Raw genomic sequence first — 17,380 nt, 5'->3', positions numbered from 1 at the left:
AGCCAGAAACCCTCCGTTCCGCAATATGCCTAAATTGTCCCATGGGCGCTGACTTCAGACAGCTTGCGATGGCGGATTTCAGGCAGGAAGAGGGGCCGGGTGTCACCGACATGGATAGTGACGATGGGAGATGACCGGGGATATCGGGGCGAATTTCCCCGAAGCAGCGCAGGGGCGCAGCCCATCCGCATTTGTTGGGCTGTTTCTTCACTTTGCGAATCCATGCCGTTACACAGCCTTCACGCAGCTTGCGGATAAAATCCTGATCATGATGTGACCTGCGCCGCATGGTCCCGTGGACCGCGCAAAGGCCAGGGTCCCACCGCCTCGGCCCACCGGCCGGCGCGGTAGGGCTGCACTATCAGTCGGAACGCCGGCCGAAGGTTTGGCGGGCCGTCGCAATCGCCTCGTCAATGTCCTCCCATTCCGGCAGGTCGGTAAAGTGGTGGCGGATGAAAGCCACCAGATCGCGCAATTCCTCGTCGCCGATCGTGGTGAAGCGAGGCATGGATTTGTCGGGCACCCCGTCAGGCGGGCGGATACCGTCGATCGTGACATTGATCAGGTTGATCGGATCGGGCCCTGTCACCGATGACACCAGCGCCAGCGGCGTCGTATCCGCCACACGCCTGTGGCAATCGGCACAGGAACCGGCAAAGCGCTCCTGCCCGCGCCGCAGGGCCGGGTCATCGAGCAGATCGGCCTCGGGGATGGTCTGGCTTTCGAATTCCCGCTCCTCAGCGAGCGCGAGGATGGCCTCGTGATCGCGACCGTCGTCTTCCTGAAACGACAGCAGATACTCGGCCATGTCGTAAATGTCATCCTCGGGCAGATGGGCGAGGTTGTTGACAACCGGTGTCATCGGGCCCGCGGCGATGCCGTGGTCACGGTCCCATCCATCGATCAGGTAATTGACCATGGCCCATTCAGACCATTGCAGCGGCGAGGGCGACCCCGGCCCGATACCCGTTGCATACCAGCCATCAACTCTTGCACCTTCGAACTTGCGCGCCGTCTCACGCGCGCCAAAGGCGTTGCGCGGCGTATGGCAGGCCCCGCAATGGCCAAGCGCCTCGACCAGATACGCGCCGCGGTTCCATTCTTCGCCGCGCTCGGGGTCGGGCGCGAACCGGCCCGGCGTGAAATAGAGCAAATTCCACCCGGCCAGCAAGGTGCGGATGTTGAAGGGAAAGCCAAGCTCGTTGGCAGGTGTCTCGGCCCGGATCGGCTCCTGCGCCATGAAATAGGCATAGAGGGCCGAAATGTCCTCGTCGGTGATCTGCGTGAAATGGTCATACGGAAACGCCGGATACAGATAAGCGCCATCGTCGCGGATGCCTTCGTGCATGGCGCGTTTGAATGCCTCTTCCGACCAGGTGCCGATCCCGGTTTCAGGGTCGGGGGAAATGTTGGTGGCATAGACGATGCCAAAGGGCGTCTCCATCGGGCGGCCGCCTGCATAGGGCTCGGCGGAACTGGTGGTGTGGCAACTGCTGCAATAGCCGGCCGCTGCGAGCATTTCACCCTGTTCCACAAGTGCACTGTCCAGCGTATCCGGATCAGGCGGATCAACAGGCGCAAGCGCCGGATGACGCTCGGCCCAGACGACAAGGCCCACCCCCGCGACCATGACAACGGCAGCGGTTCCAAAAAGTATGGTTCTGATTTTCATGCGCTACGCTTCAATTCTGCTGCAGCCCCATGCGCCCGACCGGTTGCACAAGGCCGCAAAACCCGTGATTCCGGAAAACGGGCCGACCGGGCATATCGCCCTGACCGGCCCGCTTCTGGTGTTTTGCCTGTGCTGGGCTCAGCCCCGCAAGGCGTCCTGCACGCGGCTGGGTGTGAGGGGCAGATCACGCATCCGCACCCCGACAGCATCGAAGACGGCATTTGCCACCGAAGCCCCGGCCTGGCCGACCAGGGTTTCCCCCGCGCCCAGGTAAGGCTCGCCCGGGCGGTTGATCAATACGTTCTCGATCGGGGGAACCTCGTTGAAGGTCAGGATCGGATAGCTTGCCCAATCATCGGACATGACCCGCGTATCGTCGAAACGGACTTCCTCCTTCAGCGTCCAACTCAGCATCTGGATCAGCCCGCCCTCGATCTGGTTCTCCAGACCGTCGGGATTGACGATTTCACCCGCATCGCTTGCCGTCACCGCCCGGATCACACGGATGCGCCCGTTGCGGGGGTTGACCTCGACCTCAAGCGCCACGGCCGACATCGCGGCGTAGTTCTTGTAGCGCGCGAAGGCAAAGCCACGGCCACGGTTGCGCCCGCCTTCAAAGCTGTCCCAGCCGAAGCGTTCGGCCGCTGCCATGATGCAGTCACGCGCGCGCTCGTCCTCCATGTGGCGCAGGCGGTATTCCACCGGATCCACGCCCGCATCATGCGCCAGCTCATCCATGAAGGATTCGCAGGCGAAGATGTTGGCAAAGGCGCCGAGCCCACGGGTGGACGACACGCGCAGCGGTATCTGCGGCACATAGTGGTCGGTGACCACATGCCCGGGAAACGCGTAATCGGCAATAGCGTTGCGGGCCGTGTTGTAGTTGGGCGGCCCGCCCGACTGCTGCGGAATGCCGATCTCGTCAAATGGCGGGTCAAGATACTGGGCCGGAATCAGCCGTGCTGGATTACCGCCCGGACGCATCCCGTGGGGGGTCGAGTAGACATCGAACTCCCAGTCCAGGACATTGCCGTCCTCGTCCAGCCCCGCGCGAGTCTTCAGCACCATGGCCGAGCCGTATGGCTCCCAGCGGTGTTCATCCTCGCGCGTGTACTGCATGAAGACCGGGCGCCCCGGCACGGCCTGTGCCAGAAGCGCGGCATCCGCCGCGGCATCGTCGGCCATGTTGTGCCCGTAGCACCCCGAGCCCTGGACATGCTGCAGATGCACCTGATCTTCCTCGACTCCCAGCATCCCGGCAATCGCACGCGCCGTGGCATAGACGCTCTGGCTGTGGGTCTGGACGGTTGTCACGCCATCATCCCCCAAGGTCGCGATTGCCGCCGAAGTGCCAAGCGAGCCGTGCATGTGATAGGGCCGGTAGTATTCGGCCTCCATCCACTTGGCAGGCTCTGGCCCGCCTGAGCGCGGCTCGTCCTTCTTCTTGCTGACGATGGCTTCCTGCGAAAGCAGCCACTCCTTCATGTTTTCGTTGCCGGGCAGGTTGGATTCGACCTCCCATTCGGCCACCTGGCGCAACACATTGGCGGCATTGAGCGCCTGGTCCTGACGTTCGGCCACCACGCCCAGGAAGCTGCCGTTGCGGATGACGGCCATGACGCCGGGCAAGGCCTCGGCGGCGGCGGTTTCCACATTGGCAAGCCGTGCCCTGTATGTGGGCGGCCGGACGACCTGGCCGAAGACCATGCCTTCGGGGCGCAGATCCTGCAGGAAGGTCGTCTCGCCATTCATCATTCCGGGAATGTCGAGCCGCGGCACACGTTGCCCGATGACGCGGAAATCCTCGGGCGATTTCAGCGGGGCCTGCCCCGTGGCCTCGCGATGCAGGGTTTCCCCCTCGACCAGATCCCAATAGGTGGTTTCGGCGCCGTTCGGCCCGGTGATGGTGCCGTCTTCGACCGACAGGTCATCTACCGGCACGCCCAGTTCGTCAGCGGCCAGATCCAACAGCACCGCACGCACCTCGGAGGCGACGACACGCAGCGCCCCATAGGCCGCAGGCATGGAGTTCGAGCCTGCCGTGGTGCCCTGGTCAGGGGCGTAGAAAGTATCGCCCGACAGGATGTCGAGCCGCGCGATATCCACGTCCAGATGTTCGGCGGCAACCTGGGCAAAGGCCGTGACGATCCCCTGCCCCAGCTCGACCTTGCCGATCATCAGATCGACCGTGCCATCTGCATTGATGCGGATCCAGGCATCAAGCATCGGGTTGGAGCGCAGATCGCCATGCGCATCGGCAAGCGCGTCCTCTGCAAAGGCCAGATCGGCGCTCATGCTCAGCGGCAGGCTGAAGGCGACTGTCAGGCAGCCGGTCTTCTTCAGGAAGCCGCGGCGGCTGAGTGAAAGCATCTTGTTCATCTCATATCTCCTCTGCTGCGCGAAGAACGGCCCGCACGATGCGGTTATGGCTGCCGCAGCGGCAGAGAATCTCGTTCAGCCCCGAACGCACCTCGGATTCGGTCGGGTTGGGGTTACGGTCAAGCAGCGCCTGCGCCTGCATGATTGCGCCTGCGGTGCAGTATCCGCATTGTGCGGCCTGCTCTTCGATCATGGCGCGCTGCAGGGGGCCGGGGCCACCGTCGGCTTCACGCAATCCTGCAAGGGTCGTCACCTGACGGCCGGCAGCGGCCGAAACGGTGACATCGCAGGAACGCACCGGGTCGCCATCGATAAGCACCGTGCAGGATCCGCATTGCGACTTGCCGCATCCGTATTTCGGGCCCAGTGCATTGGCGTCGAAGGCGAGCACATAAAGCAGTGTGGAATCGTTTGGAACATCGAGATCGACGTCCTCACCATTCAGTCTGAAAGCTACCACTGGACTCCTCCTCTGTTGTCAACATGCTCCAGCCAGGCCGGAGCAAACTCGGCACAAACGGCACCTGGGCCAAAAGCCCATTTCCCGGGGAGACGCATTCAAATAAATGCAGAGACCCGCCTAACGCGAATTGCAAAGAGCAGATTGCGCCGCCTCGGTCATGCCGACTCTCAGTCTATGACGCAGATTGGCAATCGGTCCAGAGAAATTGCGTTCTATTTTTTTATCATAATGCGTAAGATATTGTTATTTCGAGATAAAAATAAAATCTAGAAAAACAAGTCAATTCCACTGACATTCATGGGAAGAGCTTACCGAACACCGAAATAAAGAAAAATTAAAATATATATCTCAGCCATTTAACCAATCTTCATATTATCTTCAGATATTCGCATTCAAACCTGCCGTGACAGCGGCGCTGCCCCGAAACTTCATTCAGGGCAACCGAATCCCCTTTTCTGTGCAGGCCATTTTCCACTGGCAGCCCTCAGCACGTGAAGCGCCGCGCCCGCCATAGGCCGCCACGTCTTGGCAAGGGCCTGATCGCCAATCACCGGCAGGCGCGTTGGCGTGAAGTCATCACTGCGAAAGCCGAACGACAAAAGAACGATCGGCACGTAAGGCGCCGTCTCGCTAAACCTGCGCAGCCGCTCGTAGAGGGGGCCGAGGCCGCCGAAATCGTCGATGTTGACGACACATAGCGTTTGCGCATCGCCCTGCGTCAAAGCCTTGTTGAAGAAGGGGGCGGGCTTTTGAACAGCTGAACAGCTTGACTTCGGCACCAGAGTCGCGCAAGCCGGCGCGCAGGTCAGTGAGGGGGCGGCCGCTTCGGCCAGAAACAGGAACCTGAAGCTGGCAAGGGCCTCGGATTTCGCCGCACGGCTGAGAGCCACCGCGGCGCGTGCGCCAGATGCAATATCCGAAAGGTTCTGTGCAGAATCCATTGTCCGGCCTCAGGATTGCTGCCCTCATGGTCTACCGCATCTGATCCCGCGATCCGAATGCACATTGGGGCGCACGGAGTCTCAAAAGTTGGCTTGGGCAGATCGGTGATTGCGTCGTTCGGGCGCAGGTTGAGCAAGCTCGTGCCGCGCGGGCGATTGCGGTAGCCAGGGTTTGCGCGTCGCCGGCTGAAGCCTGGTAGCCAAGGGCATCATGCGGGCGCTCCGCGCCGGTAACCACACTGAAAACAGGCCACACGCTTGGATATCTTATTCAGGGTTGATTTCAACCCAGGATAATGCACATTTATGCCATAACTTTTTCAGAATCTTTTTGGATGCTGTTGGAATTGGAGCTTTTCCAGCGCTTTGCATTTGAATCAGGGAATGAATCATGACGCTTCGTGTACAGAACTTGTCTGCCAAACCTTTCCACTCCACCGCTATCGCGCTTTGCCTGACGCTTGCAATTGGCGCCGCGCCCGCTGCTTACGGCCTGAGCCTCAGCATCGGTGGCGACAGCGGGGTCGGTATCAGCGTCGGGACCGATGACGGCCTCAGTGTAGGCGCAAGTGTCGGGGGTGATAGCGGGGTCAACGCCGGCGCTTCCGTGGGCGGCGGGTCGGTTGCGGGAGTGGATGCTTCGGTCGGTGGCGAAGGCGGCCTCAATGCCGGCGCAACGATTGGCAGTTCCGACTCGCTGCTCGAGGCCGAGGTTTCGCTTGGCAGCAGCCCAACAGAGCCCGGCGATGGTGGCAATGGGCCCGGTGAGGGCGGCCCGCCAGACACCATCGGCGACGTGGAGCTTGAAGGCGTGACACCGCAACAACTGGCGGTCGCGCAGCGGATGCGCTGCCGAAAGGATGGTAACAGCTCGGTCTATGACGGGTTTGTCGCCTTCGATCCGCAGGGGCGCGCCCTGGGCGTCGTGCATGACACGATGGTCGGGCACGATCTGGGATTCGAAAGCCTGCGCATCGCCACCATTCCGCGCGATGGGGTGGCCTCGGCCTGTGTGATGATCCGCACCTCGGATGTGCGGCTGGGCAATGGCGCAATGATGCTGCCGGTCACGTGGGACCGGCTGGCTGGCGCGCTGCCGCGTTGAACCACGGCTGACCTGCCGGCTATCGTTTGCGCCCCTCGCATCACGGTCGGTTCCGGTCTTCCCCCGTCGCGCCAGTGACGGGGGCGCGCCGGCCAAACATTCTTTCGGGCGAACAAGGCATCCGGGCGGGAGAGGGGCGGGCGGTGGTCTCGCCAGGCTCAGCCGCGTTCTCCGGGCTCGACGGCGGCCATCAGGTCTTCGATCAGATAGGTGGTCAGCTGCTGGCGGGTGGCCAGCCCCGTCTTGCGGAAGATGGATGTAAGCTGCGACTTGACCGTCGACTCCGTGGTGCCGCGCAGCCGGGCGATCTCGGCATTACTGAAGCCCTTGATCACCAGCAGCGCGACATTCTTCTCGGTCGGGGTGAGTTGCCAGTCGTCGAACTGTTGCTCCATGTATTTCTGGAACTCGCCCGCGACGGCCCCGATCTGCATCGACAAACGGTTTATCCGTCGGGCGGAGACATGGATCAGCGCCAGGCTGATCGCGAGGCCGGACAACAGGCCGAGGCTGGCCAACAGCTCCAGCACTTCCAGCGCCTCCCAGGGGATGACGGGGACCTGCCAGAGGAACAGATCGGCCGAAATCTTTAGGATGAAGTAAGCCGCACTTGCCAACTGGATCAGCACCACCGGCACAAGCAGCAGGATCAGGCGCCGCCCATAGATCATGGCCGTGCTCCCGGCATGTGCCCGTGCGCGGAGCCTGCCCGGCGTTTGCCCCTCATGGGAAGAGCTCCGGATCGATGTCGTCGGGGGAAATATCCTCGGGCGGCATGCCGTCGGGCCAGCGCTGGCCGGGCGGGGCGTCCGGGTCGTAGGTTTCCAGCACGACGTCACGCAGGATGCTGCCGGTCGAACGGCTGATGACGATCTCGCGCAGGTGGCGGCTGTTGCGCGCCCGTATCAGAATACGGTTAAGCCAGGTGCGCCGCAATTCGACCAGCGTGTAGCCCGCATCCTCCAGGGCCGTGAGCACCTGGATATGCCGCAGTTCGGGCGGCTGGGCCGAGGCGGCCATGACCTGTTCGGCGTCGAAGCGGCCCGGCGCGACATCGGCCACCGCCGCAGGAGAAAGCCAAGACAGCCCGCCGAAGACAAGGCAGGCGAGTAACACCGCGGGCCGGATCGCCGGCCTTCTGTTCCGGGGCTTGCGCAAATGGGCCGCCTGATTATTGCAGGTTTCCGCCTTGATTATCGCAGCCGGAGCGCCCCGACAACATCGGCCCGCAAGAGCATGGCGCGACTGTGTTCATGCCGCCATCTGACCGTTGTTCTCGACGGCGAGCGCAAGCGCCATGCCCAGCTCCGTGCCGGCGGCGGGCAGCCGCAGCGAGGCATCGGCGATTGCCGCGCGCTCCATGCTGAAATCGTTGCAGCGGAACTCGCGCGAGCCGATGATGATTGGGGTTTCCGGCTCGGCGCGGCGGAAGGCGATCAGATCCTCCACCACGCGATGGCACGGGCTGATCACGTCGACATCCACCAGAAGCAGGCGTGGGGGGCGGCGCGAGCGACCGAAGCGCACCGCCGTGGCCTCGGCCAGATCATTGGCGCAGGCGATGTCCTGCATACGTTCGCAAAGCAACTCGAAATGGTCGAGAAAGCCACCCTTCATCATGCCGACGAGGATACAGGCCCGCGAATTTGCCGCATTACGGTAGAAACGGTGCGCCGGGCGTGACGAAGCCTTGGCATGCGCGATCCCCGACATGTCCTGCGGGGCGAGGTGGCGCTCCAGGCAGGACGCACCCTTCGGGTTGTGCGGACGGGCCACGCAATGCGCGCGCTCGGGGTCGCGGTCGGGCTGCCATGCCGCTCCGGGGCCTTGCAATGCGCCTTCAGGCGTGAGCCGGCGGGCAATATCGTGGATGAAACTTGGCATACGTCAGACTCCGATCCATACAAACAGGTCGGCAACCGGACATCACGGGAGCGGGACGGGCGCGTGACTGGTCTCGTATCATCCGCCGCGCCGCCGAACCTCGCGCCTTATCCGGGTGGTGACGAATTGAGGCGTCATGCCCGGCTGCCTGCATCAACATTAGGAGAGGAGCCTTTCGCAGGGATATCGAACCTCGGTCGGGCGCACGGCATTTCATACCAAAGGAGGAAAAGGCCCGCGTCCGGCCATCGCGCCACGGATGATCCGACCTTGGTGCGAAACCTACCTTTGGGCGATGAACAGCCGCACGCGATCTCGTTATCGGCCTTTCTCGGAGGCGTTGCGCCTCTCCGGCGCAGGCCGGGTATCCGGGAAGGTGAAACGAGGTTTGATTATGAATATCCAATGCAAGGTTTCAGTGTATCCGCGTCGCGAAGGGCGCAGGAATGGTTTTCGGCAGTTCCCCCTGGTTTTGGGGCTGGCCTTCGCGGCGGCGTCCGCCACGGTCATACCGGCGGGCGCGTTCAGCATCGGCGGTGACAACGGTATCGGTGTGGACATCTCGGGTGATGGTATCGGCGTCAGCATCGGTGGCGATAGCGGCGTGAACGCCGGCGTCGGGGTTGGCGATGATGGTGTCGGCGTGGATGCCAGCATCGGCGGCGACAGCGGTGTAAACGCCGAGGTCGGTGTCGGCGGTGATGGTGCTGGCGTCAATGCCAGTATTGGCGGCAGCGACGGCGTGAATGCCGGCGTTGGCATTGGTGGAGATGGGGTCGGTGTGGATGTGTCAATCGGCGGCAACGACAACGGCCCCGGAAACGGGGACGGCAATGGGAATGGCAACGGGAACGGCAATGGCAATGGGAACGGCAACGGGAACGGGAATGGAACCGGGCCCGGTAACGGCAACCCAACCCCGCCGATCGGCCCGGTGCCGCGCCAGTTCGGCTCCGGCGGCGGCTGTGCCGCAGGCGGCAATACCAACGCCCTGAACGGAATGCCGGTGGCCGACCGCAACGGTTTTGTCATGGGCACGATCCATGACGCCTGGCTGGACACGGATCAGCGGATAAATGCGTTGCGGTTTGAAACGTTCGACTCCAACGCGGGCCGGACGCGCTGTGTCGAGATGCGCAATATCAGTGCCACCACCGGCAACGGGCGGGTTTCGGTTTCGGTCGAGGCAGCTGATGTCGCGTCGCGAATGCGCGACTGACGCACCCCCACACCGCTGACACAGCCCCGATTGTGATTTCGCGCCTGACCGAAGAGTGGCAGCAGGAATATGACCGCTGGCAGCGCCGTGATCTCTCGGCCCGGCGCTATGTCTACATCTGGGCGGGCGGTGTTTACCTTCAGGCCCTGATGGAGCCTCAAGCCGAGTCTATCCTGGTCATTCTCCTGGCCACGCCCGAAGGAAAGAAGGAGATCGTCGGCTTCCAGGTCGGTGTGCGTGAGAACGCGCAAAGCTGGCGCGAGCTGCTCGTCGACATCAAGGCTCGCGGCCTTGCCGTCCCGCCGGAAGTCGCTGTTGGCGACGGGGCGATGGGGTTCTGGAAGGCGCTCGACGAGGTCTTCCCGGGCACGCAGCATCAACGGTGTTGGTCCACAAGGTCGCCAATGTCCTGAACAAGTCGCCGCGCGATCGGTCTTCGCGAAAGGCATGCCCTATTTCTCCTGACGCAGGACGACATCGCCTTCGGTATCGAGATAGACGTAATGCGCGGTATCGTACTGCGCCATTGCCGCATAGAACGGCTCATCGCCGCAATTCTCGCCGTCATCGGCGACCAGAAGCCGCACCAGCCCGTTGCGGAACTCCGGCAGCGCGCGGCGGTTGCACACCGCGATGCCGTCAAGCGCGTCCGGCTCGAAGGCCACGGTGCCATCAGCGCGGACATAGACCAGATCGTCACCGTCCAGAAAATCGGTGATGATCGGGGCGCGCCCGTCGCGGAAGCTGCCCGCCTCATCGCCGATGCCGGCGCTGGCCGGGCGCTCGCCCTGCGCGGCGCCGAAATCGACCGTTTCGAACGCCACGGCATTGTCGCGCTGCCAGTAGGACACGTCAAAAGCGCCGGTATTCACCTTTGCGATGCCCTCGGAAAACGGCGCGCCGCCATACAGCGTCCACTTGCGCGGCAGCACCGGCTGGCCGTCGCGGTCGATATAGGCACCCTGGCCGTCGCGCACCGCTGCGAAAGCCAATCCTTCGGCGAAGCGGCCGGCCGCGACGAACTCGGGTGCGATCACGATCTCGCCCTGCGCGTCCACCCAGCCAAAGCGCGCCTCCTCGCCGAACCCGTCCTGGAACCAGGCCACCCCTTCCGAGAATACGCCGAAGCGGCGGATGTCACGACCGGCGAGCGTTTCAGGCAGATTCTCGCCGCGCCAATAGACCTGCCCCTGCCGATCTACGAAGAACGAGGGCTGCTCCATATCGGTGAAATGGGTCATCACCGTGCATCCCTCGGAATAAGTCGAGAAGGGGGAGCCATACCAGTTCTGCCCGCCGATGGTGACGAAGGTTGCCCCCTGGTACTGGGGGGGCAGGATGGTGTTGCCTTCGCGGTCAATGATCCCCCAGCCAGACGGCCCTCCGACCGCGGCGCGCCCCTCGCTGAAGTCCGTCGCACGTTGCCATTGCGGTTCGATCTGCCAGGCGCCGTCGCGATCGACATATCCCCACCTGCCGTTTTCCGGCATCGGGTAGAGCGCCGGGCCGGTTTCCCCGACAGGCTCTCCGCAGGGCAGCGGCCCGGTTCCGTCGACGAGCCCCTCCTCCGGCTCCGAAAGCCCCACGATCAACTCGATGAGCGGCCCCTCGCACTGGTACCACTCCGCACCGCCGAGCAGGCAGGTCTCCACCGCGCCGTGGATCATCTCCGGCGATGACATGCTGGGATCGACCAGGAAGGTGAAGGGGGTCTCCACCCAGGCGGGGTTCGGGTTCTCCAGGAAGGTGAACTCGATGCGGCAGGCGGGCCCCTCATGCCCCAGAACGCGATACCGCCCCCTTGCATCCATTCCGCCGGGTTCGGCGGTCTCGAATGTCGTTGCCCGGCAGTCGGCGACGGCGTTTACAAAACACTCGGTGTCGGTGCAGGCGGCCTCTTGCGCCGACAAGGGATGCCCTGTCAGCGCCACTGCTACTGCTGCGCCTCCGACCAGCGCTGTCCATCTGATTGCCCACATGATCCTATCCCTCCCGTGCATTTTTGCCTCGCCCCTGCATTCCGGTCGAGGCGGTCGAGGACGCTCGGGATGGCCCTGGCAGCCGAATGATGCCGTCAGCCCATCGAGGCGTCAGGATACGCCGATTAGGTACCAAAGCCGGCGCAACGGTCAACTCCGGACCCCAAAAAACCTTGGAACCCTTGGCGGGTAACGCGCGGCTCCAATTCAGGGCTGGGTTATGGTAAGGTCTATCTCGCTGACAGATTCCCTGGGTTGCGAGAACAAGACGATGCGTCTGGTCCGCGCGATCACATGTCCGCTGTTTGGAGCGGTTGCTTGCATTTTTGCGGTGCTTCCGGCGCTGGCCCAGCCCGAGATGTGCCAGCCCGTGCGCCCGCCTCCGGTGATCGGTTGCAGCCTTGCCGCTGTCGAGGAAGCGCGCCTCGCCGGGACTGACCGCATCCCGGTGCTCGCGCAGTTGCAGGCGGCGCAAATGTCCGACTTGCGCGAGATTTTCGACGATGGCGGGCGCCGCCCGGGGCAAGCGCAGATCAGCCTGTCTGGGCTGGTGACCGAGGCCGGCACCGCCTGCGCGCAGCCCCTTGCCGAATTGGACATTTCCAGCCTTCTGCTCAGCGGCGCCATTGATCCCGATACCGCCAAGGGCGACGTCGAAAGCCGCGCCGAAATGCTGCGCGAGCGGGTTCAGGGGCTCGACGCGGCCGGAAACCCCGTTGACATGCTACGCGCGCTCGGCGCGGTCATGGGTGGCGGGCAGGACGGAGCATTCGGCATCGGGGGGCTCGAAGGGCTCAACGCGCTGATCCCCTCGGACGCGGATACACGCGATGTGGTTTTCCATCTGGCCAGCCCCGCCACCTATCGCATAGGCGGGCGCGCCGGGCCCGTCACGCATGGCGGCCGCACCGGCTGGCGGCCACAAGCGGCGGCGGCGTTCGCGGTTCAGCTACCCGGCATCCGGGCCGAGGATCTGGAGCCGGGCGAGCGATACGACGCGGTGGCCGAGGCCCCGCGCGACAAACCGCAAGGCATCCTGCCGACCCTGCCTGCCTTCTACTTCTGGTGGGAAGAAACCGCCACGCACTTCCAGCACACCATGCTCCATGGCCGGCTGGAAGGCGAAGTGCTGATCGAGGAAATCACCGATACCGGGGTTTACGGCGTCCTGCAGCTTTCGGGGCCTACGGTTGCCGTCACCGAGCTAAGCGAGAAGCGCGAAACGCACCGAGAGCTGATCGAGCGGCGCGAGCAGCGCGGCCCGCTTCAGATTTCCGCCCGCTTCGAGGCGCCCAATGGCGCCGTGCCCTCCGTCGCAATGCTGGGAAGCCCCGCGCTGGCGCAGGCAAGGGGCGGCCGGCGCACCCCGGTCCTGCAGGTCGAAAGCTATTTCCCGCCGGGTGGCGCGCGCAACGCCGATCGCGACGACCCCGGACTCGTGGTCGAATTCGATCGCGCGCTCGACCCGTCCGCGCTGGGCGCGAGCGTCGCGCGTATCGAATACCTTGACAGTGCCGGCGCGCTCACCACCGTCGCGACCGATCTGGGCATACGCGGCGAGCGATTGTTCATCACCCCACAGCAGAGCCTGGAGCCCGCCGCGTGGTACAGGGTCGTCGTGGCAGGCGGCGCGGCAGGCCCGCGCGGGCGCGACGGGGCAAGGCTGCCGCGGCCCTTCGGCTTCACCTTTGCCACGGCGCCCGATCTCTATGACATCGAGCCGCGCCTGTTTCAGGTTGCGCGCGATACGCCGCTGATCGCCGGCAAGCAGACCCTCACCCGCCTCTATGTCGAATGGGCGCGCCCCCTGACCCATCACGAGGATTGGCACGTCAGGCGCATCCCCGCCAATGCCTGGGTCACCGATGAGACGCGCGAGAATATCCTCTATCCGGTCGAGGAAGAGATCGAGGTGCCGCATCGCGACATGGTCACCCAGGAGGATCGCAGGCTGGCCCTCAACACCGTCAACTTCTTCGGCTGGCAGCCCGAGCCGGACCAGACCCGCCGGGCCTTCGGCGTGATCGAGCCGCTCGACCCGTGCGAACGCCCTCTGCGCGAAGAGGACGGCGCCACCGAAATCGCCTGGTCCGATCTGCAGACGGAGCTCACCTTCGACTATTACATGATGCGCGTGGGCAGTTGGCGCGACGGCGTTCCGGCGCAGGCGCACAGCATCGCCAGACGGACTGTGGCCAATGCCGAAACCTTCACCGAGCAGACCTTCCCGGTGACCGGCGTGCATGGCCGCTACGCCGGGGAGTTCACCCTGCCGCCAGCCTGGCACGACAGATATGCCGCCGCGCTGGAGATCGACGAAGATGACGAGGACAAGTCCTACACTGCCGCACGCCACGCCGTCATGCATGAGCTGGAGACCGCCGTGCTTACCCATGGGGGGCCGGATCAGATCGTGGCGTTCTTCCCGCCGGACATGTTCAGGGGCGGGACCAGCTATCCCGCCGGACCTGTCTGGGAGGTTCCACTGCAGCCCGAACCCCCGGCCACATATCTGCACGAGCTGGGGCGGCGGGTCCTTCCTCCCGACAGGCCCTCGCAGCTGATTACCTTCAACGTGCCGCTCACCGCGCTCGAGACAAAACCGGCCGCTGTGGAAAAACCCGTCATCACGCATGAATTCGGCCATGCCTACGGGCTGGAGCACCGTCCCTGGGTCTTGTATGCCTATGACCGCCGCATCGAATGCCGCAGCGGCGGTCGTGTGATGGTCGATGGCGTCAGCGAGCATGTGCCCGAACGGCGCAACTGGAGCGGGATCGAGGGGTTCCGGCTGGCCCAGGACGGCAGCGGCGGGGCGAACAAGTCCTATGAGGAAGGCAATGGCGAGACCACCTGGGGACTCATGCCCCTGATGTATCCCTGCGCCTTTCTCTATGAGCGCCATTTCATCAGCCGCGACAATTACCTTCACCTGCTGGGCGAGATTGCGCAGCGCCATGCGGATGCCGGGCCGCTGGCGCCGGCCGCGCCGCGCCCCGCCTGGCACAGCGAACTGGCGCGGGCGCTCTCGCCGGTCAGGGCCGCCAATGCCCATCCGGGACACAACCAGTATCACCCGGCCGAGGCGCGGCTCTATGTCGTCACCGGCATGCTGGACGATGCCGGACAGGCGCGCATCGACAGTGTCTCCCCAATCGTGCGCCGGAGCGCGCCGCCGCCGCCCGACAGCGATGTGCGGCTCGTGCTTGTGGACGCTGCCGGAGAAGTACTGGCCCGCCGGGCGGTGGACGCGCCGGTTCCGGGGGCGGGCTTCGTGGCCCTGGTCGAAAGCCCGGCGCCCCCGCACCGGGTAGAACTGCATCACGGCGACACGCGCCTTGCCGCACTGACCCGCACCCCCCATCCGCCCGAGATCCGGGATTTCCGCGTGGCCGGGGTCGAGGGCGACACGCTGCGCCTGAGCTGGCAGGCGGACGACCCCGATGGGGATGATCTTGACTTCACCCTTCTCTATCGTGCCGCCCCGGATGCACCCTGGATGATGGTTGCCGCGCCCATCAGCAGCACCGATGCGCGCGTGCCGCGCAACGCGCTTGTCGCGGGCGAGGCCGCGCTGCTGCGACTGGTGGCGAGTGATGGCATGAACCGGGCGCATGCCGAGGTCTGGCTCGACCCGTCCATCACCCACCAACCGGCGCGGCCCGTTCCCACAGATGGCTTCGCCCGCGCCACGCCCATGCCCGATCCGGGCCCGCCCCCGCTGCGCGCCGGGATTCTGGCGAACCCGGACATGGCCCCGCAGGCCGAAACGGCGGCGACCGTGCCAGCCGCCCCGCCGGATCCCGCGGGTGCGCCGTCGGGGCGCTTCACCATCGGCGCCGAACGGGTTGATTTCGAAGTCCTCTCATGTGCGCGCGATGATCTCGGCGGAATGGGTGAGGCGATTGAACTACGCGGGCGCGCCGGCCCCGAGGGCGGCGCGCGTCTTTCCGTTACGGCCAGCATCGTTTCGCTCCCCGACCGCGAACACCAGTTGATCGAGGCGCAACAGATAGACGGCGCAGGCGAGGTACTTGTCGAATACGTCGCCATGCACAGCCGCAGGCAGGGCGGCGCCTGGCGCGACCTGCTGGGCGGAACCCCCGAAGGCCCGCTGCTGACTATCGATGGACGGCAAATCGCCGGACAGGGCATGTTCTCGGACCAAAGGGCGAACCGGCCGGACCCGCAGCAGGGCGGCCTGGCGGCCGAATGCGCCGACCTGACACGGGATTGAGTGCGTACCTACGAGCGAAGGCTTTGTTGGCATCTTCGCCGCAACTGCGGCATGCTCTTCTAAAAAAGAACTGGAGAGACTTGATGACAAACCGCCGCGCTCTGGCCTTGTTCGATGAGCGGATGCTGCAGCACCGCCCGCAGGTGGAGGATGCCTTCCTGCCCGGGCGGTTGGAGCGTCGTGTGCGAGATATCCTGAACGGGTTGGAAGTGAAGTGGAACTTTCCAGAGCGACCCGAAAGGTTGGTGGCAATCCGCGATCTTCTGAACGCCGAGCCCATCGCGGGCCTCGCATATGCCGGCGGCCGCAGCGCGCGCCAAGAACAACTGGCGCGGGTCCATACCTCGGGCTATCTCGACAGTATCTACAAGATGCGCGGGCGAAGCGTCTGGCTCGACGTGGACACGACCGCCGTCTCGCCCGGAAGCGTGGAGGCCGCAGAAATCGCGGCTGGAACCGCCATCGCGGCGGTCGAGGCGGTGGCAAGCGGCGTCACAGATAGCGCCTTCGCACTCGTGCGCCCGCCCGGGCACCATGCCGAGTCGGTGCGTGCGCGTGGCTCGTGCCTGTTCAACAACGTGGCCGTCGCCGCCGCCCATGCAAAGGCCGAACTCGGGTTCAACCGGATCCTGATCATCGACTGGGACGCGCACCACGGCAACGGCACCCAGGAGATCTTCTGGGCCAGTCCCGATGTTCTTTTCTTCGACATTCACCGCGCGGCGCCCTTTTATCCCGGCTCGGGCCTGATCGGCGAGGTCGGCGCCGGGCTTGGCGAGGGCACCACGGTGAACGTGCCAATGCCCGCGGGTGCCGGCGATGCGGCCTTTGTGAAGGCAATGCGCGAGGTGCTGCAACCGGCAGCGGACTGGTTCAAGCCTGATTTCGTGCTGGTATCGGCCGGATTCGATGCCCATCGCGCCGACTTCGCGCTCAATGTCGGACATGAGGGGTTCTCGGCAATGACCGGGATCGTGCAGGACATCGCCGACAAGCACTGCGAGGGCCGCCTGGCGCTTGTGCTCGAGGGCGGTTATCAGCTTGAGTCGCTTTCGCGGAGCGTTCACACGGTGCTGCGCGTTCTGGCAGGCGAGACACCTGAAGAGGTTCGCGAGCGTGGTTTCGCCGAGGTCGAAGAAGCCGCCGCCTTTCATCTGCCGGCGTTCAGCGACGACGCTTGATGGCGAAGAGCGTCCTCTGTTGGAGGCATCTGCCGGCGGCGGCCTCTTGCTCAAGCTGACCAGGCGGTGCAGCGTGCATTCATGTGCCGCCAGCTCGGTCTTCCATCAACGCGCTGACCAGCGTGGCGGCGGTGATGAAGCGGACGGGCTGAGCTACTCCCCGATCGCTTGACAGGATCTGGCGTAAGTTAAGCTACTCTTTGCACCTGCTGATCGGGTTGGGTTTCATCTTTCCTCAGCCAATATTCCATGGCTGGTGTGACCTGCCACTGATCTTTCATCCAGCCGCGACCGGAGCCCGGTTTCTGTTTACGCCGAAC

At 64.4% G+C, this 17,380-nt stretch carries 13 protein-coding genes and 1 pseudogene; 6 read left to right on the top strand and 8 right to left on the bottom strand.

Annotated elements, in window-relative coordinates; all coding sequences use genetic code 11:
* Nucleotides 1-130: 130 nt before the first annotated feature.
* Complete coding sequence (locus tag DQ229_RS16265) at nucleotides 131-277, top strand: hypothetical protein (RefSeq protein ID WP_155326463.1); 147 nt, start codon at nucleotides 131-133, stop codon at nucleotides 275-277.
* Nucleotides 278-361: 84 nt separating this feature from the next.
* Here DQ229_RS16265 and DQ229_RS07085 read toward each other — a convergent pair whose 3' ends face one another.
* The 4 genes from DQ229_RS07085 to DQ229_RS07070 all read right to left on the bottom strand — a co-directional run bounded on the left by DQ229_RS07085 (nucleotide 362) and on the right by DQ229_RS07070 (nucleotide 5,455).
* A complete protein-coding gene (locus DQ229_RS07085) occupies nucleotides 362-1,672 on the bottom strand; it encodes a cytochrome c (RefSeq protein ID WP_114965573.1) in 1,311 nt (436 codons plus the stop codon).
* A 138-nt stretch (nucleotides 1,673-1,810) separates the two neighbouring features.
* Nucleotides 1,811-4,051 carry a xanthine dehydrogenase family protein molybdopterin-binding subunit gene (locus DQ229_RS07080; RefSeq protein ID WP_114965572.1) on the bottom strand — a complete coding sequence of 747 codons (2,241 nt, stop codon included), beginning with the start codon at nucleotides 4,049-4,051 and terminating at the stop codon, nucleotides 1,811-1,813.
* 1 nt (nucleotide 4,052) lies between these two features.
* Nucleotides 4,053-4,511, bottom strand: coding sequence for a (2Fe-2S)-binding protein (locus tag DQ229_RS07075; RefSeq protein WP_114965571.1), 459 nt, complete (start codon nucleotides 4,509-4,511; stop codon nucleotides 4,053-4,055).
* A 431-nt stretch (nucleotides 4,512-4,942) separates the two neighbouring features.
* Nucleotides 4,943-5,455 (bottom strand): hypothetical protein, encoded by a 513-nt coding sequence (locus tag DQ229_RS07070; RefSeq protein WP_114965570.1) that lies wholly within the window; start codon nucleotides 5,453-5,455, stop codon nucleotides 4,943-4,945.
* 391 nt (nucleotides 5,456-5,846) lie between these two features.
* Here DQ229_RS07070 and DQ229_RS07065 point away from each other — a divergent pair, with 391 nt between their 5' ends.
* Nucleotides 5,847-6,560 (top strand): hypothetical protein, encoded by a 714-nt coding sequence (locus DQ229_RS07065; protein ID WP_114965569.1) that lies wholly within the window; start codon nucleotides 5,847-5,849, stop codon nucleotides 6,558-6,560.
* A 158-nt stretch (nucleotides 6,561-6,718) separates the two neighbouring features.
* Here DQ229_RS07065 and DQ229_RS07060 read toward each other — a convergent pair whose 3' ends face one another.
* From DQ229_RS07060 to DQ229_RS07050, 3 genes are all read right to left on the bottom strand, one after another.
* The gene (locus tag DQ229_RS07060) at nucleotides 6,719-7,231 is read right to left on the bottom strand and encodes a response regulator transcription factor (protein ID WP_114965568.1); all 513 of its coding nucleotides are present in this window, start codon (nucleotides 7,229-7,231) and stop codon (nucleotides 6,719-6,721) included.
* Nucleotides 7,232-7,283: 52 nt separating this feature from the next.
* Entirely contained in the window at nucleotides 7,284-7,622 is a 339-nt protein-coding gene (locus DQ229_RS07055) for a hypothetical protein (protein WP_114965567.1), read from the bottom strand.
* A gap of 189 nt (nucleotides 7,623-7,811) precedes the next feature.
* Nucleotides 7,812-8,444, bottom strand: a complete 633-nt coding sequence (locus DQ229_RS07050; protein ID WP_114965566.1) for a hypothetical protein — start codon at nucleotides 8,442-8,444, stop codon at nucleotides 7,812-7,814.
* Between the two features lie 295 nt (nucleotides 8,445-8,739).
* Between DQ229_RS07050 and DQ229_RS07045 the strand changes: the two genes are divergently transcribed.
* Both DQ229_RS07045 and DQ229_RS07040 read left to right on the top strand, forming a co-directional pair.
* Nucleotides 8,740-9,663 carry a hypothetical protein gene (locus tag DQ229_RS07045; protein ID WP_162300781.1) on the top strand — a complete coding sequence of 308 codons (924 nt, stop codon included), beginning with the start codon at nucleotides 8,740-8,742 and terminating at the stop codon, nucleotides 9,661-9,663.
* Nucleotides 9,648-10,090, top strand: a pseudogene (locus DQ229_RS07040) (transposase); the annotation flags it as partial. The gene DQ229_RS07045 and the pseudogene DQ229_RS07040, both read left to right, overlap by 16 nt.
* Before the next feature lie 25 nt (nucleotides 10,091-10,115).
* Here DQ229_RS07040 and DQ229_RS07035 read toward each other — a convergent pair.
* Nucleotides 10,116-11,642, bottom strand: a complete 1,527-nt coding sequence (locus tag DQ229_RS07035) for a WG repeat-containing protein (RefSeq protein ID WP_162300782.1) — start codon at nucleotides 11,640-11,642, stop codon at nucleotides 10,116-10,118.
* 331 nt (nucleotides 11,643-11,973) lie between these two features.
* On the opposite strand from DQ229_RS07035, the gene DQ229_RS07030 reads away from it, so the two are divergent.
* Complete coding sequence (locus tag DQ229_RS07030; protein ID WP_155326460.1) at nucleotides 11,974-15,879, top strand: Ig-like domain-containing protein; 3,906 nt, start codon at nucleotides 11,974-11,976, stop codon at nucleotides 15,877-15,879.
* A gap of 83 nt (nucleotides 15,880-15,962) precedes the next feature.
* Nucleotides 15,963-17,060 (top strand): histone deacetylase family protein, encoded by a 1,098-nt coding sequence (locus DQ229_RS07025; RefSeq protein ID WP_114965562.1) that lies wholly within the window; start codon nucleotides 15,963-15,965, stop codon nucleotides 17,058-17,060.
* The last annotated feature ends 320 nt before the right edge of the window (nucleotides 17,061-17,380 follow it).

Origin of the sequence: Alkalilacustris brevis, from assembly GCF_003350345.1 — a bacterium.
Classification (GTDB): Bacteria; Pseudomonadota; Alphaproteobacteria; order Rhodobacterales; family Rhodobacteraceae; genus Alkalilacustris; species Alkalilacustris brevis.
The sequence above is the reverse complement of the archived record's forward strand: the minus strand, read 5'-3'. Positions and strand labels throughout refer to the sequence as shown.

What these genes read in the sequence shown, in the direction of transcription:
- DQ229_RS16265 (WP_155326463.1), top strand. Translation starts at nt 131, where the DNA reads ATGACCGGGGATATCGGGGCGAATTTCCCCGAAGCAGCGCAGGGGCGC.
- DQ229_RS07060 (WP_114965568.1), bottom strand. Translation starts at nt 7,231, where the DNA reads ATGATCTATGGGCGGCGCCTGATCCTGCTGCTTGTGCCGGTGGTGCTG.
- DQ229_RS07050 (WP_114965566.1), bottom strand. Translation starts at nt 8,444, where the DNA reads ATGCCAAGTTTCATCCACGATATTGCCCGCCGGCTCACGCCTGAAGGC.
- DQ229_RS07045 (WP_162300781.1), top strand. Translation starts at nt 8,740, where the DNA reads ATGAACAGCCGCACGCGATCTCGTTATCGGCCTTTCTCGGAGGCGTTG.
- DQ229_RS07035 (WP_162300782.1), bottom strand. Translation starts at nt 11,642, where the DNA reads ATGTGGGCAATCAGATGGACAGCGCTGGTCGGAGGCGCAGCAGTAGCA.
- DQ229_RS07065 (WP_114965569.1), top strand. Translation starts at nt 5,847, where the DNA reads ATGACGCTTCGTGTACAGAACTTGTCTGCCAAACCTTTCCACTCCACC.
- DQ229_RS07085 (WP_114965573.1), bottom strand. Translation starts at nt 1,672, where the DNA reads ATGAAAATCAGAACCATACTTTTTGGAACCGCTGCCGTTGTCATGGTC.
- DQ229_RS07080 (WP_114965572.1), bottom strand. Translation starts at nt 4,051, where the DNA reads ATGAACAAGATGCTTTCACTCAGCCGCCGCGGCTTCCTGAAGAAGACC.
- DQ229_RS07025 (WP_114965562.1), top strand. Translation starts at nt 15,963, where the DNA reads ATGACAAACCGCCGCGCTCTGGCCTTGTTCGATGAGCGGATGCTGCAG.
- DQ229_RS07070 (WP_114965570.1), bottom strand. Translation starts at nt 5,455, where the DNA reads ATGGATTCTGCACAGAACCTTTCGGATATTGCATCTGGCGCACGCGCC.